The sequence below is a fragment of the Bacillus cereus group sp. MYBK220-1 genome (assembly GCF_051916445.1).
In the GTDB taxonomy this organism is placed as follows: Bacteria; Bacillota; Bacilli; order Bacillales; family Bacillaceae_G; genus Bacillus_A; species Bacillus_A cereus.
This window is the reverse complement of the sequence record NZ_JBQAGQ010000009.1, coordinates 96,873-113,954: the sequence shown is the minus strand read 5'-3', so window position 1 is coordinate 113,954 and position 17,082 is coordinate 96,873. Positions and strand designations below refer to the sequence as shown.

The window sequence follows — 17,082 nt, the reverse complement described above, 5'->3', positions numbered from 1 at the left end:
TTATTTTTAAAAGATATTAAATACAGCGTTTAATTGAAGTAAGCTAATAACAGCTAAGAAGATTAAACTATATTTCATTGCTGTTTTAAATAGGGCAGATTCTTTACCAACTAGTCCAACTGCGGCACAAGCAACTGCTACAGATTGTGGTGAAACCATTTTTGCCATTGTACCACCTACTACGTTTAAGGCAACGAGTGTAGAAGGAACGATGTTTAACTGGTCTGCTGTTACTGCTTGAAGTGGTGCGAATAAAGAACCACTTGAAACTACTGAACCTGTAATGAATACGCCAATCCATCCTAAGATTGGAGAAAGAACTGGGAATGCATTACCAGTAGAAGAGAATGCAAGTCCAAGTGTAGATGACATACCAGAGTAGTTTTCTACGTAAGCTAAAGCGATAACGCTACAAATTGTATATACTGGAGCTTTTAATTCTTTCATTGTTTCAATCATTAATTCTTTAACCATTTTACCTTTTACGCGGTAAACGATAAGTGAAACGATAATTGCTAGTACAATCGCAGTAGTTGTAGAAGAGAATACATCAAATTTGAAAACAGCTGCGAAAGGTGTATCAGCTTTTGTAATTGGTGTAGTTTTCATAACAGCATTATGAAGACCAGGGAACTGAATGTTAAATACTAAGTTTGCTAACGCACCATCTGGAGCAAATAAAGCTTTAATCGGTTTTAAGTTAAAGATTGTTACAAATGCAGTTAAGAATACGAATGGAGACCAAGCATATAAAATTTGATTGAATGTATGTGATACTTTAGTTTCTTGTTTTTCTTCTTTAGTAGAAGATTTTGGTTGCCAAACACGTAAGAATAATGCAAGAGCAATCATACTTACAACGGCTGCGAAAATATTAGTAAGTTCTGCGCCTAAGAAGTAAGTTACAGCGAATTGAGTAATAGCGAAAGAAACACCACTTACAAGAATACCTTGCCAAGTTTCTTTAATACCTTTAATTCCATCGACCATTGAAACAAGTAAGAAAGGTAAGATAACACTAATGAAAGGTAAAATAAGAACAGTTTGACGACCAATAGTTAATGCGTCAAGTTGAGTTAATTGTGCTGGTACTGTAACTGGAATACCCATAGCACCCATAGCACCACCAGCAATATTAGCTACTAAACAAATACCTGCTGCTTTTAATGGATTAAAGCCCATACCTACAAGTAGTGCAGCTGTAATAGCAACTGGAACTCCTAGACCAGCTGCGCCTTCTAAGAAAGCACCGAAAGAATAAGCGATTAATAATACTTGTAAACGTTGATCATTTGTAATGCTTGAAATACTATCGCGAATAATATTGAATTGCTCTGTTTTAACAGTTAATTTGTAAAGGAAAATTGCGGCGATAACGATAGTACAAATTGGATAAAATCCAGATAAAACACCGAATCCGGCAGATGCTACAGCTACTGTTGCTGGCATTTTATAAACAAATATTGCAAGGATAATAGCGACAATCACACTATAAAGACCAGCCATGTAACTTTTCATTTTGAATCCCATTAAACAAATGATGAAACAAAAGATTGGAAGTGCTGCGATTAGTGCAGATAACCAAATATTGTTTAATGGGTCATAAATTTGTGTCCAAGTACTCATAATAATGACAACTCCTATCTATTATATGTGAAGAAATTCACATTATTTGTGAAACTATTCACAATCAACTTACATGCTTAGTATATTCTCCTTCAACACTATTGTCAACGTAAAAAAGTATAATTATTCCATAATAGTGTTAAAAGAAAAGCTTTGTTCATAAAGTAGACAAAAAACACACTCAAATGAATTTAAGTGTGCTGTATAAACTATGTGCATATTATTTTGCTTATTCAGATGGCATGTTCCTTATAGGCGTATATTAGATGAAGTCTTTTATATTAAGTATAAAGTTTGATATATGCAATTATCTGTCCTGTTTGATCTAGTGGGGGGAACGGTGAGTGGATTTAATAGGAAGTTTTGCACAACAATCCAACCGCTTGCAATACGAATAAAAAATAAGAAACAAATTTTTAATATCACATCATCTCTTTTTACTGAAAATTCCTTTTAGCGTAACAAAGAGGTTAATTATAGTTCAACTACATTACGATAGGTTATCAATTATAGACGGTATTTTACAATACCGTTACTGTGCATTTCAATGAGGTGAAAATATAACAAAAAGCCTGATAAAACAACGTTTGCAAGCAAAGTATTCGTAGGCCATTATTTTGCTTTTTCGTTATATCATATAGTATAATATTCAAAATCAGCAAGGATTTTTTCCTGAATTTTTGCTGATAAAGATGGAAAATTTTTTCGGCTTTATAGGTTGATAAAGTTATGTCGTAACAGGAAATATAAGAACAGATATATAAATAAATAAAAAGAACATAAAAACGCAAATAAAAACGAAAATGAGGGGAACTTTATGAGCCAAAATCAATTCGAATGTCGTATTTCAGAAGAAGATGTACAAATGTTAAGAGCGTTAGCTCACCCACTTCGTCTACGTCTAGTAATGGAACTTATGCAAAGAGGAACATGTAATGTAACACAGCTACAGGAAGTATTAGAAATTCCACAATCAACTGTTTCACAACATTTAACGAAGTTAAAGCAAAATAAAGTAGTACGCTTTGAAAGACGAGGATTAGAAGTGTATTATCAAATCCATAATGATAAAGTAAGTGCGGTAGTAAAAACATTATTTTCTTAAAATTTGAATATTATGGAAAAAGACGTGTAGAATATACGTCTTTTTTTATTTGTCAGAAAGGTAGCGAGAGAGTAAATATTAGCATGTGAGGAAGAAATGACTATCAATCAACATGCTGCCTTACGGAATATATTCTAAAAGGAAAAGAAAAAATAGAAAGGAGTGTAGTAAGCAAAAGGAGGGATAGTAGTATGGATGTAAAACGTGTGAAACAAATCTTATCTTCTTCAAGTAGAATTGACGTTACATATGAGGGCGTACCAGTATGGATTGAGAGCTGTGATGAGCAGAAGGGGAGTGCTCAAGTGTATGATGTATCTAATCCTGGTGAGAGCGTTCATGTGGACGTGACAGCTTTAGAGGAGAAATAATAAAAAAGACGCTTCTAATTTTAGAAGCGTCTTTTTGTTATTCCATCATACTTGCAACTTTTTTAGAGCATAGAAGAAGTACAAATCCTAAGACGATAACGATAATCCCGATACTTGCAAATACTTCAAGGTATCCTAATGATTGTGTAAAGGAAGCAAGTTTACCAGCTAACCAGTTAGCCATACCTGAACCAGCTAACCATACACCCATTAATAATGATGCTAATTTAACAGGTGCAATTGCACTTACCATAGATAATCCGATTGGTGATAAGAATAGTTCTCCAATTGTATGGAACATATAAGTGATAACGATGAATAATAAGTTTGCTTTAACAGTTATATCAGCTTCACTACTTCCGGTTTTTAGAACCGCTAATGTTAAAACCAGGTAACCTATACCTAGTAAAATCATACCAAATGCCATTTTTGTTGGTATTTTTAAATCGCCACGCTTTGATTTAGAAAGTTTTAACCATAGCATAGATACGAATGGTGCAAGGAGTACGATGAACGCTGGATTAACGGATTGGAACCAAGATGTTGGCACTTCCCATCCGAAAATTGTACGATCAACAAATTTATCTGTATAAAGTGTTAAAGAACTACCAGCTTGTTCAAAGCCTGCCCAGAAGAATACTACGAAACAAGTTAAAATTACGATTGCCCAAGTGCGATTTTTTTCTTGTTTTGTTAAAGGTTTCTTTTCAATTGTAGGTTGATTTTTTGATTTTTTACCGACAACTGTTGTTCCAGCTTTACCAAGGTAGCGAGGAGCTAATAAGTTGAAAACAATTTGCCCAACAATCATACCGATACAAGCTGCTAAGAAACCGTATTTATATCCCATAACCATAACGCCATCAACGCTTGTTTTAAAGAAGTCTTCTGCTAAAAATCCACAAATAAGTGGAGCAAAGAAAGCACCTACGTTAATACCCATATAGAAGATAGTAAATGCACTGTCACGACGTGAATCATTTTCATCATACAATTCACCTAACAGTGTAGAAATATTTGGTTTAAAGAATCCATTACCAATAACTAATAATATTAATCCAAGGAAAAGTCCTGTTTTTGTGTTCATTGAGAATAGTACAAAGTTACCGATTGCCATAATAATTCCGCCGAGAGTAATGGCATGACGTCTTGTAATGTAATGATCAGTTAGCCATCCGCCAAGAATTGGCATGAAATATACTGCTGCTGTAAAATAACCGTATAATTGCACTGCAAATGCCTTATCAAATCCTAACCCGCCACTAACCGCAGCAGTTGTTAAATAAAGAACTAAAAGGCCACGCATTCCATAATAACTAAATCTTTCCCACATTTCTGTTAAGAACAACAAGTACAACCCTGGTGGATGTTTTTTTGGTGATTGTTGCTCTCCAGCTTTGTCTAATTTTAAAGCTGCATCCATTTTTGTTTCCCCCTAATCCTGTATAACGGATATTTATGTAATCATTTTAATTTACAAAATATTTAGAAGTCAATAGAATTATATGGAAATAGAAAGAAAATTTCTAAAAAAGTTCTATTTTTCTTCAACCGTTACTGTATTTTGCCCTGAAAACGAGATGATAAGCGTTTTCAAATGTAATAATTGAATTCTAAAAGAAAATAAAATAGTGATTAATCAGAAAATTTAGATTAAAATATTTATTCTGATATAAAGAAAATATATTCTATTTACTTTCTTAATATAACATATTGGGAATAAAAATACAAAACGAAATAATGTGACATTTAAGTGAATTGAAAAATAACCAGCTCCACAGAAGGGAGCTGGTTAAGGAAATATTATTTAACAAAGCGTTTTTCGATGTCATCTAATAGTAGGTTAGCGGCCATTACGCCACCAGCTGTATTCCAAATAACGTCATCAACTTTGTATGCTTTACCATTTTTTACTGCATTTAAATTTTTAAATAGAGGGTCGTTTATATACTCTTTTTCTAGTTCAGATCCTTTTTTCTCATTTCCTTTATCGAATGTGAAGTAGAATAATACGTCACCATCCATAGCAGAAATACGCTCTTTAGATACGTTACGCTCTGCAAAATCATCTTTATTTTGATCTCCAGGACGTTTAAATCCAAGTTCTTTTAAAATAACACCAGAGAATGTATCGCCATGATAAATACGAACATCACCAGGCATGAAACGAACCATAGAGATTTCTTGGTTTACTTTATCGCCAAGTTTGCCTTTTAAATCTTTTATACGTGATTCGTAATCAGCTACAACTTTTTGACCTTCTTTTTCTTTATTTAATGCTTCTGCATAAAATTTGAAGTTATCTTTCCATTCACCACGTAATGTTTCTGAGAACACAGTAGGTGCAATTGCTTTTAGTTGTTCGTACACTTTTTCGTGGCGCATTTTATTACCGATAATTAAGTCTGGTTTTAAAGAAGCAATTGTTTCAACGTTAACTTGTCCTTCATCACCAACAACTTTTACATCTTTCATTTTATCCTTAATATGTGGATACCATGGGTCACCAGTCCAAGACTTTACAGCACCAACTGGTTTCACACCTAATTCAAGTAAAGCTTCAGTTCCTTCATTTGTTAAGATAACTACACGTTTTGGATTAGCAGGAACTTCTGTTTTACCCATTGCATGTTCTACAGTAACCACTTCTTTTTTATTATCTTCTTTTGTAGATTCTTCTTTGTTATTTGATTTTCCACAAGCGCTTAAAAGCATTGAAAATGCTAGTAAAAATACAAATACTGTAAACGATTTCTTCCGCATGAAATTCATTATGTACCCCCTACATGTTGAGAATATTTTTCAATAGCAAGCATGATATTAAGCCTTTATCTTTTGATTGTCAATACATATGGGTGAAAATAATTCTCATTTCCGTTGACAATGAGAATTAAGTTGAAATACACTAACAACGTATCATTATACATTGAAGGGGAAACGCTGCATGTTATTAAAAACAAATCGAGCAAAATGGATTGGATTATTTGTTGGAATCATTGCAGTCGTTATTTGTATTTGGGGAAGTATTATTTTCGGATATACAAATACGAGTTGGAAACTAGCATTGGATGCTTTTTTCCATTTTAACGGTTCCAATGAACATATTATTATTCAAAATGTACGTCTGCCTAGGGCGTTAATTGCAGCTAGTGTTGGTGCTAGTTTAGCCATTGCTGGTTGTCTTATGCAAACTTTAACTAAGAATCCACTTGCTTCTCCAGATTTTATTGGATTAAATTCAGGTGCTGCGTTCTTTATAGTTGTAGCAATTGTAATCTTTTCAGTAACATCATTATCAGTTTTCACATGGATTGCCTTTTTAGGAGCGGCGGTTGCAGCTGTACTTGTATTTGCTTCTAGTTCTTTAGGAAAAGAAGGGACTACTCCTCTTAAGTTAACGTTAGCAGGGGTCGCAATTAGTGCATTATTTTCATCATTAACACAAGGATTACTTGTGTTAAATGAAAAAGCACTTGAAGAGGTATTATTTTGGCTTGCTGGATCTGTGCAAGGGAGAAAGTTAGAAATTTTACAATCTGTATTCCCATATTTATTAATAGGATGGATTGCATCTCTTATGATGGCAGGGAAAGTAAATACATTGATGATGGGAGAAGACGTCGCGAAAGGACTTGGACAACGAACAATTTTAATGAAATCATTCGTGTTACTTATTATTGTACTATTGTCTGGTGGTTCAGTTGCGGTTGCTGGCCCAATTGGATTTATTGGAATTATTACTCCGCATTTTGCGAGATTTCTTGTTGGAGTTGACCACAGATGGAGAGTGCCTTATAGCGGATTGTTAGGTGCAATACTACTAATATTGGCTGATATAGCAGCAAGATATGTCATTATGCCACAAGAAGTACCAGTAGGAGTTATGACAGCATTTATTGGAGCTCCATTCTTTATTTATATTGCACGTAAGAGAGGGCTTAGCAAATGAAGAAATATATTCCGTTTCGTATAGGAAAAGGCGAGCTCTCGTTTTTAATGTATAAACGAGCTTGTCTCGTCTTATTCAGTTTACTAGTTGTTTTAATAGGATTATTCTTTGCGAGCGCAGGTATGGGAGACATGAAAATTGCTCCTTATGACGTATGGCAAGCGATTACTGGAAATGGCGATGCAATGTCAAATATGGTTGTAAATAAGTTTCGTATGCCACGTATTTTAATTGCTATCCTCGTAGGAATTGCGCTTGCGGTAGCGGGCTGTATTTTACAAGGGCTCGTTCGAAATCCACTTGCTTCTCCTGATATCATCGGGATTACGGGCGGGGCAAGTGTCGCAGTTGTATTATTTTTAGCGCTATTTAGTGATAAAAATAATGCACTAACGGTAAGTATTCATTATATGCCGCTCGCAGCTTTTGCAGGAGCAACGATTGTAGCGGTTTTTGTATACTTATTTGCATGGAAAAATGATGGATTATCACCAATTAGTCTCGTTTTAATTGGTGTTGGATTTTGGGCATTAACGAAGGCGGCGACAACATTATTTATGTTGCTAGCACCAATTTATCAAGCGAGCCAAGCGAATGTATGGATTACGGGTACCGTTTACGGCTCTTCTTGGCAAAATGTTATGGTACTTGCGCCTTGGGTTCTCATTTTAACAGTAATATCATTTATCGCAGCTAGGCATTTAAATGCACAAGAGCTAGGGGATGATATAGCGGTAGGACTTGGGGTTCCTTTAACAAAGTCGCGTGTATTTATGTTATTACTTAGTACAGCTTTAATTGGTGGTGCGGTAGCTTTTGCCGGAGGGATTGGATTTGTCGGTTTAATGGCACCACATATTTCACGAAGATTAGTTGGTTCTTTATACGGTGCATTGCTCCCAGTTGCAGCTATTGTCGGTGCAATTCTAGTACTTGCTGCAGATTTAATAGGGCGTACAATTTTCACACCACTTGAAATTCCAGCAGGGGTATTTACATCAGCAATTGGTGCACCTTATTTCATTTATTTACTTTATAAAAGTCGGAATTCATAAAGGGAGATGAATATGCAAAAAGCATTGGAGACGAAACGCTTGACGTTGTCTTATGGTGAAACAATTATTATTGATGAGCTGAACTTAGAAATTCCAAAAGGAGAAATTACAATTTTTATTGGTTCTAACGGTTGCGGGAAATCAACTTTATTACGTTCACTAGCCAGATTATTAAAGCCAACAAATGGTGATATTTTGTTAGATAATCAAGCAATTCAAAGTATGCAAACGAAGCAAATTGCTCGTCAAATGGCGATTTTACCGCAAGGACCACAAGCACCAGAAGGACTTACAGTATTACAACTTGTAAAGCAAGGGCGTTATCCATATCAAACATGGCTGAAGCAATGGTCAGAAAAAGACGAGGAAATGGTACAGAAGGCACTTGCAGCAACAGGTATGACAGAATTTGCTGAGCGTGATGTGCATGCCCTTTCAGGTGGACAACGTCAACGTGCTTGGATCGCAATGACACTTGCACAAGATACAGATATTATTTTACTGGATGAGCCTACTACATATTTAGATATGACTCACCAAATTGAAGTGCTAGATTTATTATTCGAATTAAATGAAATAGAACAAAGAACAATTGTTATGGTATTACATGATCTAAATTTAGCATGCCGCTATGCAGATAACATTGTAGCCATTCAAGATAAACAAATATATGCACAAGGTAAACCTGAAGAAGTGGTAGATGAGAAACTAGTACGTGATGTATTCCGAATGGAGTGCCAAATTAGTACGGATCCGTTGTTTGGAACACCACTTTGTATCCCGCACGGAAGAGGAAGACGTGTAGTTAAAGAAGTTGCTCAGGCAATGAGATAAAAAACGATGAGTGATTCATCGTTTTTTTTATTTGGTACAAGAAAATAAGAGGAAGAGAGGAATACGTAAGCGACGTTTATACTCTTCTTCATCTTGAAAATAGGTTGGATTTGGTGTAGCTTCTTTTAATGATGTAATGGTAAATCCGGCTTGCTGTAATAATGTGAAATAATCTTCCGTTGTACGATGATATTTAATAACTTCTTGGTCAATCCATGGTTCAACCCGTTTGCCTAGTTTAAAGTAATCATCGACGAGCCAACTCGTTCTTTTACCACTCGTTTGTAAGCTTTCAAATGAAGAAGTAATAACGGGATGTTGAACGCTAAAGGTAAAGGTGCCATTTGTTTTTAAAGTTTGAAATACATTTTGAAAAATGGTATCAAGATGTTCAATATAATGTAAGGCGAGTCTAGATGTTACTAAATCAAAAGTGGAAGAGGGGTAGGTATAATCTTTGAGGTTTAAAAAATGAACAGATCCATTTTTATTTTCTAGTTGTTTTTTAGCTTTTTCATACATAAGTTCGGAGCCTTCAATGCCGGTGTAAGAGTAGCAACCCTTTTCTAATAATTCCGCGCCAAACCTAGCATCACCACAGCCTAAATCGAGAATTTGTTTTCCTCGTACATGACCAATGAGCTGAAAGAATACTGGTTTTTCAATGGATTCATTTGGGCTATTTTCTCGATATCTTCGTTTCATATATTGTTCGAAAAATGCTGTGTTATTGTATACATCAGATTCTGTAAATGCCATGTTTGAAACCTCCCGAAATATTTTTTTAATTCTATCAAATATGAAAAGTAAATGATAGATTTATTGTAATGAATCATATATAATCTAAAATTGTAAGCGGTTACTTTAAACTATTTTTCTATAATAAATTCTGAAAACGTGTTAAGCTAGTAGAGGGATTATTAGAACTATTAAGACAATAATCCGCTTACATGAACGATGGGAGGCTTCACGATGTCTAGTAAAACACTTGCGAAATTTTTAGAAGAAAATTTAGAGGATTTAAAATCAAAGGGGCTTTATAACGTAATTGATCCGCTTGAGAGTTCAAATGGACCGATCATTACAATTGACGGAAAAGAATATATTAACTTATCTTCAAACAACTATCTTGGATTAGCAACAGATAGCCGTTTGCAAGAAGCAGCAATTGGTGCTATTCATAAGTACGGTGTTGGAGCAGGGGCTGTTCGTACAATTAACGGTACTTTAGATTTGCATATTAAGTTAGAAGAAACAATTGCAAAGTTTAAACATACAGAAGCAGCAATTGCTTATCAATCAGGATTTAACTGTAATATGGCAGCGATTTCAGCTGTTATGGATAAAAATGATGCAATTCTTTCAGACGAATTAAACCATGCTTCTATTATTGATGGTAGTCGTCTATCAAAAGCAAAAATTATTGTTTATAAACATTCGGATATGGAAGATTTACGCCAAAAAGCAATTGCGGCGAAAGAATCAGGTCTTTACAATAAATTAATGGTAATTACAGACGGTGTCTTTTCAATGGATGGAGATGTTGCAAAACTACCAGAAATTGTTGAGATTGCAGAAGAGTTAGATTTAATGACATACGTAGATGATGCACACGGTTCAGGTGTACTTGGAAAAGGTGCAGGAACTGTAAAGCACTTCGGTCTTTCTGATAAAGTTGATTTCCAAATTGGTACATTATCAAAAGCAATTGGGGTAATTGGTGGATATGTAGCAGGGAAACAAAATTTAATTGACTGGTTAAAAGTTCGTTCACGTCCATTCTTATTCTCTACAGCATTAACACCAGCTGATGCAGCAGCTTGCATGAGATCAATTGAAATCTTAATGGAAAGCACAGAGTTACACGATCGCTTATGGGAAAATGGTCGCTACTTAAAACAAGGATTAAAAGAACTTGGCTTTAACATTGGGGAAAGTGAAACGCCAATTACACCTTGTATCATTGGGGACGAAGTATTAACACAAGAATTTAGTAAACGTCTAAATGAAGAAGGTGTATACGCAAAATCTATCGTGTTCCCAACTGTAGCAAAAGGAACAGGGCGCGTTCGTAATATGCCTACAGCAGCTCATACGAAAGAAATGTTAGATGAAGCAATTCTTAAGTATGAAAAAGTAGGAAAAGAAATGGGCATCATTTAAGTAACGACATCTTTTGAATAGCTTGCAAATGAGGAGTGGGGAAAATGAAAAAAATTCTAGTAACCGGTTCTTTAGGGCAAATTGGTTCTGAACTAGTAATGAAACTTCGTGATGTATACGGCCCATCAAATGTTATTGCAACAGATATTCGTGAAACAGATAGTGAAGTAGTAACGTCTGGTCCATTTGAAACGTTAGATGTAACAGATGGACAAAAACTACATGATATCGCAAAGCGTAATGAAGTAGATACAATTATTCATTTAGCAGCTTTACTTTCAGCAACAGCAGAAAAAAATCCGTTATTTGCATGGAATTTAAATATGGGTGGACTTGTAAATGCTCTAGAAGCAGCTCGTGAATTAAACTGTAAGTTCTTCACGCCAAGTTCTATCGGTGCATTTGGTCCATCAACGCCAAAAGATAATACACCGCAAGATACAATTCAGCGTCCTACTACGATGTATGGGGTAAACAAAGTGGCAGGAGAATTACTGTGTGATTATTATCATCAAAAATTTGGCGTAGATACGCGCGGTGTCCGTTTCCCAGGTTTAATTTCTTACGTAGCGCCTCCAGGAGGCGGAACGACTGATTATGCAGTTGAAATTTATTATGAGGCGATTAAAAAAGGTGCATACACCTCATACATTGCTGAAGGAACATATATGGACATGATGTATATGCCTGATGCTTTACAAGCGATCATTTCATTAATGGAAGCTGATCCAAGTAAGCTAGTGCATAGAAATGCATTTAACATTACAGCAATGAGCTTCGAGCCAGAGCAAATTGCAGCGTCAATTCGTAAACACATTCCGACGTTTACAATGGATTATGCAGTAGATCCAGCTCGTCAAACAATTGCTGATAGCTGGCCGAACTCTATTGACGCAACAGCAGCAATGAAAGAGTGGGGCTTTAAAGCAGAATACGATTTAGACAAAATGACAACTGACATGCTGGCTAAGTTAAAAAAAAAGCTCACAGCTGAGTTAGTGATGAATTAATAGGAAGAGTCGATTCTTAGGAATCGGCTCTTCATTATTTTTGGGAGGAGAGAAGTCTTATGCAAAGAGTTGATGTCGTATACGCACTAATACATGACGAAGAAACAGATAAAATATTAATGGTACATAATGTAGAACAAAACGTTTGGTCATTGCCAGGTGGGGCTGTGGAAAAAGGTGAAATATTAGAGGAAGCACTAATAAGAGAAGTGAAAGAAGAGACAGGTTTAACCGCCTTGGCTGGGGGGCTTGTTGCGATCAATGAAAAATTCTTTGAAGAATCAGGGAATCATGCACTATTTTTTACATTCCGAGCGAATGTAGTAAAAGGGGAACTTATTGCGGAAGATGAAGGTGAAATTTCTGCAATAGAGTGGGTAGATCGAACAATTGCGAATGAGCGTTTCCCATACTATGACGGAGGATTTGAATCTTTATTAGAAGTAGCCATTCCATACAAGTTTCAACCAGAAACAAAGTAATTGAACGAAAAAACAGGAGCCACAAGGCTCCTATTTTCTATTCAATCGTCTTCAGTAATAGTTTTTTCAGCAATGGTTTAATCTTCAATCGTAAATCTTCAGCATGATTTGCAACTAAGAAGTGATGGTTATAAATGTTTTTCATCAATTGATAAGTTGCTTCTTTCGCTTCGCCTTCTTCGATGAAGATACCGATTACTTCCATACCACTTTTACGCGCGAGTTTAACAGCTTCATGCGTATCTAAAATTCCGTCTTGTTGATAGTCTAGCGCAGAAGGCTCACCGTCTGTGAAGACTAGTAAGAATTTATGTTTCTCAGGTCTTTTGGCAAGTTTTTCAGAAACGATACGAATAATATATCCGTCGCGGTTATCTTCTTCTTCACGAAGTTGCATAATTTCTGGACCAACGTTTGGCAACGTTGAGTTTTTATAATTTACAACTTCATGGATAACGTTCGGCTTATCTTCAGGTTTAGCGCTAGAGGCATCTTCCCAAAATCCGCTAATAGCGTGCGGGATTTTTAAAGACTTTAAAGCTTCATGGAATAGTACAACACTCTTCTTCGTTTCTTCCATTTTGTTATACATAGAACCAGAACAGTCAACTAATAGTTGGAATGCAACATCGAGTTCTTGTGACTCTTGTCCTTTTTTATAAAACATACGCGGTTGTTTTTCGGTATAAATACGAAGGAATTTCTTACGAAGTCTTCCGTAATATTTATCACTATTCGCATTCGTTTTATTTTCAATTGTTTTTTCGATAATTTTCTTTAATTCTTTTACATCTTTATTGACGACTGATTTGATAGCTTGGTAATCTTTTTTCTCATCTGAGTTTGGTTTGCGAGCTTCTTTAAATGTATGAGAAGCACCTACATTATACTTACCGTATGCACCGTCGTGCTGGCTAGAAGCGTGTGAAGCCCTTGCTTCTTCTGTATCAGCGCCATCAAAGTTGGATTGTGTACTTTTTTGTGAAGTACCTTGTACAGAACCAAGTGCTTGGTCGCCATCTTCTGATTCACGGGCAGTATCACCCATCATATTAGTTTTTGTTCCGCTTTCTAATTCAAAGCGTAAAAAGTTCTCGTTTTCGTTATTTTTATTTTCACGATGCCATGTGGAGAAACTTTCATCCATTTTGTTTTTATTTTCATCGTCATCTATAAGCTGCGTATCATCATTTGCTAAATCTTCGACGCGACAGTTCTTTTCGTCTGCAAGGACAGATAAGTAAAGTGGAGCATGTCCGAAATAGTTGTTAAGCATATCGCTTTCAAGAAGCGCCGCTAAGCGATAGCGAATTTTCTCAACGATATACATAATATCTTCTGTATTACGTGCTTGGAATGTTTCATGTAAAATCGCTTCAATTTGCTCAAAATATTCATTATTAAACATTTCGTATTTATCGCTAGTTAATGAAAGATAGCATAGGCAAAATAGACGATCACCGTGATAATTACGAACACGGTTTATTTCATTTTGAGAGCCGAAATAATTGCGGTACATTTCTTTTCGACGTTTAAAAACATGCTTCGTGCCAGGACGTAAGTTCTTTACGATTTCCTCAACGCGTAAATCTTCTAATAGAACAAATAATTGTGTTAAAAACTTTTTTAGGGGCGATTCTTGCAATTCAATCGCATAAGAACGAATTAAAGTCATGTCCGAGTAATGTTTATTACCAAGTGCTTTTAAGAACACTTCGCTTTTTAATCCGATTACTGTATCTTCTTCTTTTCGATCATCCCAAAAGTGACTAATGACAACTTTCTTTTCAATTTCGTCGTAGTATGCTTTATAGCCATATTCAAGATAGGCATCGTCTTCTTTTAGAAGGGCATACATTAAGTTTTCCATTTGTAGAAACAGCGACGCATCAATTTTTTTGTCACTAAAAATTTGTCTCATAAATTATCCCTCAAAGAAATAACTTTCTGCTAATTCACGGACAGTCATTTGTTCTGTTTCATCATTAAGTTTTGCAATTATGCTTCGTTCAATCGCTCGCATAACAGGAATATATACACCTAAATCACATGCGTCGATAATACCACGAATACTTGCTGCTTCTTCACTTACACGTCCATCGCGAGCTAAAGGCATAAGGTCGCTTGCAAAGGCAACAAACTTTTCAATTGTTGCAACATCATTTAATTTTGATTCTGCTAATAATAGTTCTTTTAATGTATCACCTTGAATGTAAGGAACTTCAATAATAACGAAACGGTTTTTTAACGCTTCATTTAGTTCACTTGTTCCAACGTAACCTTCGTTAATCGCAGCAATTACACGGTATTCGTCATCACCGTATACAACCTCTTGTGTAAATGGGTTTGTAATCATTTTACGGTAATCTAATGCGCCGTGAAGAAGTGGTAACGTTTCAGGTTTTGCCATATTGATTTCGTCAATATATAGGAAGTGACCGTTCTTCATTGCTTTCATAAGAGGACCGTTAACGAATGAAACTTCAGATGCACCATCTTTCGTTTGTAGTGTGTTGTATCCTAAAATACCCTCTACATCTAAGTCGACAGAGCAGTTAATGCTATGCATTGGTTTTTGGAATAAAGAAGAAAGAGTTTCCGCTAGTACTGTTTTACCACTACCAGTCGGTCCTTTTAATAGAATGTTCTTGCCAAGAAGAAGTGCTGTAATCGCATCTTCAATAATGCTATTATCAGACGCTTTATATATTTTCGTTCCGATTAAATGTGCATTTTCACCAGCTTCTTGTTTATTCTTTTCATGAATCGTAGAAAGCTGTTGTTTTAAATCAGCATGTATATGAAATTGTTCTAACATGTATTTCCCACCTAACATTATTTTCATAAAGTAATACATCTTATGATAACTTGTTTTAATATGGTATGCAAAGAAAAGGAAGGAGGATAAAGGGAAAAGAAAAAGCAATCAAGATGAAGTTGATTGCCTACAGTAAAGGAGAAATGAGCCTCATGAAAGACTCCAATATGCGTTTTTTTATACTTCTTTTTTGGAAAGAGTTCCATTTAATTTCAGTTGAATGTTTAAAATCTTCTTCAAAATCACGTTTAATGTCGTGAACTGTTTTTGATTCATAAAGCACGCTAATAATTTCGTAATTCAATTCAAAGCTACGTACATCCATGTTCGCTGTTCCAATAGTTGCAATTGTATCATCAACGAGTACAATTTTTGCATGCATAAAACCATCTTTATAACTGTAAATAGAAGCACCAGCTTTTAAAAGCGGAGTGAAATAGGATTGAGATGCTTGATCACTAATGATGCTATCACTTTTACCTGGATATAAAATCCGTACATCTATTCCGGCAATTGCACTTAAGCGTAATAATGTTAAAGTTTCTTGATCTGGAATAAAGTAGGGTGTAGCGATCCAAATGGATTTTTTTGCAGAGCCCATAACAGCTAATAATGTATTACGAATACTTTTATCATCGGAGCTTGGTCCGCTTGCTACGATTTGAACAGCACCTTCTGCATTTGAAATCTCTTTACCTGGGAAGTATTGTCTATTCATGAATTGATCCCAGGAATAAGTATTTAAACCACTAGAGGCATAGAGCCAGTCTTCTAGAAAGATTGCTTGTAATTTATATAATGCTTTTCCTTCTATTTTTAAATGACTATCACGCCAAACAGGAAATTTCTTGGAACGGCCAAGATATTCATCACCGACATTGAGTCCTCCGGTAAAACCAATTTTTCCATCTACAATAACAATTTTTCGATGGTTACGATAATTGACAGTTTCAAGTAACCAAGCTGAAAAAATAGGGTCAAATTCTACAATTTCAATCCCAGCTTCTTTCATAGGTTGCAAAAATCGTCGTCGTAACGTATTACTTCCAAGGCCATCATAAAGGAAGCGTACAATAACACCATCTTTTGCTTTTTGTATTAAAGCATCTCGAACTTTTGTACCAATTTCATCAGATTTATAAATGTAGTATTGAATATGTATATGATGCTTTGCCTGCTCTATAGCTCGCAAAATTTCTGAAAATGTTTGATCTCCGTTTGTTAAAAGTTTTGTAGTTGTTTTATCTGCGGCAGGACCACCTCCAAATTTTTGTATGACTTCTGTTAAATGTATGGAACGTTCATTTAGTGGGACTGTGAGTAATAACTCTAGTCTTCTTCCTTCTAATATTTCACGGAATAATTTTCTTTGTTCTTCTGAACGATGGAGATGTTTTTTTCTTCTCCAGCGGCTGCGTCCGAAAATAGCGTATAAAAGCACACCTATAATAGGAAGAAGTGCTAATACTAAAAACCATGCTAACGTACTTTGTGGAGATCTATTTTCTATAAAAATAACGAATGAAATTCCGACAATTGTGATGGACCATAGAGCACCGACAAATGTATATAACGAAATATACGATGTATTTAATAGGAACAGAACGATAGATACAATTGTAAATATTAATAGTAATTGAACGATAGGCTTCTTCATTTCTATATAATT

At 35.3% G+C, this 17,082-nt stretch carries 15 protein-coding genes; 8 read left to right on the top strand and 7 right to left on the bottom strand.

Features of this window, described 5'->3' with window-relative positions; genetic code table 11:
* Positions 1-6: 6 nt before the first annotated feature.
* Positions 7-1,626 carry an L-lactate permease gene (locus ACTFRU_RS25530; RefSeq protein ID WP_000109101.1) on the bottom strand — a complete coding sequence of 540 codons (1,620 nt, stop codon included), beginning with the start codon at positions 1,624-1,626 and terminating at the stop codon, positions 7-9.
* Positions 1,627-2,443: 817 nt separating this feature from the next.
* Between ACTFRU_RS25530 and ACTFRU_RS25525 the strand changes: the two genes are divergently transcribed.
* Together ACTFRU_RS25525 and ACTFRU_RS25520 are read left to right on the top strand one after the other, a co-directional pair.
* Entirely contained in the window at positions 2,444-2,731 is a 288-nt protein-coding gene (locus ACTFRU_RS25525; RefSeq protein ID WP_000081428.1) for an ArsR/SmtB family transcription factor, read from the top strand.
* A 191-nt stretch (positions 2,732-2,922) separates the two neighbouring features.
* Positions 2,923-3,102 (top strand): acid-soluble spore protein H, encoded by a 180-nt coding sequence (locus ACTFRU_RS25520; protein WP_000382679.1) that lies wholly within the window; start codon positions 2,923-2,925, stop codon positions 3,100-3,102.
* Between the two features lie 37 nt (positions 3,103-3,139).
* On the opposite strand, the gene ACTFRU_RS25515 is transcribed toward ACTFRU_RS25520, so the two are convergent.
* Entirely contained in the window at positions 3,140-4,525 is a 1,386-nt protein-coding gene (locus ACTFRU_RS25515; protein ID WP_000338327.1) for a peptide MFS transporter, read from the bottom strand.
* Between the two features lie 380 nt (positions 4,526-4,905).
* Positions 4,906-5,874, bottom strand: a complete 969-nt coding sequence (locus ACTFRU_RS25510) for an ABC transporter substrate-binding protein (RefSeq protein ID WP_001010272.1) — start codon at positions 5,872-5,874, stop codon at positions 4,906-4,908.
* 172 nt (positions 5,875-6,046) lie between these two features.
* Between ACTFRU_RS25510 and ACTFRU_RS25505 the strand changes: the two genes are divergently transcribed.
* From ACTFRU_RS25505 to ACTFRU_RS25495, 3 genes are read left to right on the top strand one after another with little or no spacing between them, the layout of a single operon-like run.
* Positions 6,047-7,051 (top strand): FecCD family ABC transporter permease, encoded by a 1,005-nt coding sequence (locus ACTFRU_RS25505; protein ID WP_025710095.1) that lies wholly within the window; start codon positions 6,047-6,049, stop codon positions 7,049-7,051.
* Positions 7,048-8,106: a FecCD family ABC transporter permease gene (locus tag ACTFRU_RS25500; RefSeq protein ID WP_025710094.1), complete on the top strand. Its 1,059-nt coding sequence runs from the start codon at positions 7,048-7,050 to the stop codon at positions 8,104-8,106. Before ACTFRU_RS25505 ends, ACTFRU_RS25500 begins: the two co-directional genes overlap by 4 nt.
* A gap of 12 nt (positions 8,107-8,118) precedes the next feature.
* Positions 8,119-8,940, top strand: a complete 822-nt coding sequence (locus ACTFRU_RS25495) for an ABC transporter ATP-binding protein (RefSeq protein ID WP_033695236.1) — start codon at positions 8,119-8,121, stop codon at positions 8,938-8,940.
* 27 nt (positions 8,941-8,967) lie between these two features.
* On the opposite strand, the gene ACTFRU_RS25490 is transcribed toward ACTFRU_RS25495, so the two are convergent.
* Entirely contained in the window at positions 8,968-9,699 is a 732-nt protein-coding gene (locus tag ACTFRU_RS25490) for a class I SAM-dependent DNA methyltransferase (protein ID WP_025710092.1), read from the bottom strand.
* A 213-nt stretch (positions 9,700-9,912) separates the two neighbouring features.
* Here ACTFRU_RS25490 and ACTFRU_RS25485 point away from each other — a divergent pair, with 213 nt between their 5' ends.
* Genes ACTFRU_RS25485 through ACTFRU_RS25475 form a run of 3 tightly spaced genes read left to right on the top strand, consistent with a single transcriptional unit; the run spans position 9,913 to position 12,595 of the window.
* Positions 9,913-11,103 (top strand): glycine C-acetyltransferase, encoded by a 1,191-nt coding sequence (locus tag ACTFRU_RS25485; RefSeq protein ID WP_088859387.1) that lies wholly within the window; start codon positions 9,913-9,915, stop codon positions 11,101-11,103.
* Positions 11,104-11,147: 44 nt separating this feature from the next.
* Positions 11,148-12,113, top strand: a complete 966-nt coding sequence (locus ACTFRU_RS25480) for an L-threonine 3-dehydrogenase (protein WP_440037952.1) — start codon at positions 11,148-11,150, stop codon at positions 12,111-12,113.
* Between the two features lie 59 nt (positions 12,114-12,172).
* On the top strand, positions 12,173-12,595 hold the full coding sequence (locus ACTFRU_RS25475) for an NUDIX hydrolase (protein WP_001189940.1): 423 nt from the start codon (positions 12,173-12,175) through the stop codon (positions 12,593-12,595).
* Between the two features lie 37 nt (positions 12,596-12,632).
* Here the strand turns inward: ACTFRU_RS25475 and ACTFRU_RS25470 are convergent, their stop codons facing one another.
* From ACTFRU_RS25470 to ACTFRU_RS25460, 3 genes are all read right to left on the bottom strand, one after another.
* Positions 12,633-14,516, bottom strand: coding sequence for a vWA domain-containing protein (locus ACTFRU_RS25470; RefSeq protein ID WP_088859388.1), 1,884 nt, complete (start codon positions 14,514-14,516; stop codon positions 12,633-12,635).
* 3 nt (positions 14,517-14,519) lie between these two features.
* The gene (locus tag ACTFRU_RS25465; RefSeq protein WP_000892973.1) at positions 14,520-15,413 is read right to left on the bottom strand and encodes an ATP-binding protein; all 894 of its coding nucleotides are present in this window, start codon (positions 15,411-15,413) and stop codon (positions 14,520-14,522) included.
* Positions 15,414-15,540: 127 nt separating this feature from the next.
* A complete protein-coding gene (locus ACTFRU_RS25460) occupies positions 15,541-17,070 on the bottom strand; it encodes a cardiolipin synthase (protein WP_000743031.1) in 1,530 nt (509 codons plus the stop codon).
* Positions 17,071-17,082: the final 12 nt, after the last annotated feature.

What these genes read in the sequence shown, in the direction of transcription:
- ACTFRU_RS25520 (WP_000382679.1), top strand. Translation starts at nt 2,923, where the DNA reads ATGGATGTAAAACGTGTGAAACAAATCTTATCTTCTTCAAGTAGAATT.
- ACTFRU_RS25470 (WP_088859388.1), bottom strand. Translation starts at nt 14,516, where the DNA reads ATGAGACAAATTTTTAGTGACAAAAAAATTGATGCGTCGCTGTTTCTA.
- ACTFRU_RS25515 (WP_000338327.1), bottom strand. Translation starts at nt 4,525, where the DNA reads ATGGATGCAGCTTTAAAATTAGACAAAGCTGGAGAGCAACAATCACCA.
- ACTFRU_RS25480 (WP_440037952.1), top strand. Translation starts at nt 11,148, where the DNA reads ATGAAAAAAATTCTAGTAACCGGTTCTTTAGGGCAAATTGGTTCTGAA.
- ACTFRU_RS25510 (WP_001010272.1), bottom strand. Translation starts at nt 5,874, where the DNA reads ATGAATTTCATGCGGAAGAAATCGTTTACAGTATTTGTATTTTTACTA.
- ACTFRU_RS25465 (WP_000892973.1), bottom strand. Translation starts at nt 15,413, where the DNA reads ATGTTAGAACAATTTCATATACATGCTGATTTAAAACAACAGCTTTCT.
- ACTFRU_RS25490 (WP_025710092.1), bottom strand. Translation starts at nt 9,699, where the DNA reads ATGGCATTTACAGAATCTGATGTATACAATAACACAGCATTTTTCGAA.
- ACTFRU_RS25460 (WP_000743031.1), bottom strand. Translation starts at nt 17,070, where the DNA reads ATGAAGAAGCCTATCGTTCAATTACTATTAATATTTACAATTGTATCT.
- ACTFRU_RS25530 (WP_000109101.1), bottom strand. Translation starts at nt 1,626, where the DNA reads ATGAGTACTTGGACACAAATTTATGACCCATTAAACAATATTTGGTTA.
- ACTFRU_RS25495 (WP_033695236.1), top strand. Translation starts at nt 8,119, where the DNA reads ATGCAAAAAGCATTGGAGACGAAACGCTTGACGTTGTCTTATGGTGAA.
- ACTFRU_RS25505 (WP_025710095.1), top strand. Translation starts at nt 6,047, where the DNA reads ATGTTATTAAAAACAAATCGAGCAAAATGGATTGGATTATTTGTTGGA.
- ACTFRU_RS25485 (WP_088859387.1), top strand. Translation starts at nt 9,913, where the DNA reads ATGTCTAGTAAAACACTTGCGAAATTTTTAGAAGAAAATTTAGAGGAT.
- ACTFRU_RS25525 (WP_000081428.1), top strand. Translation starts at nt 2,444, where the DNA reads ATGAGCCAAAATCAATTCGAATGTCGTATTTCAGAAGAAGATGTACAA.
- ACTFRU_RS25500 (WP_025710094.1), top strand. Translation starts at nt 7,048, where the DNA reads ATGAAGAAATATATTCCGTTTCGTATAGGAAAAGGCGAGCTCTCGTTT.
- ACTFRU_RS25475 (WP_001189940.1), top strand. Translation starts at nt 12,173, where the DNA reads ATGCAAAGAGTTGATGTCGTATACGCACTAATACATGACGAAGAAACA.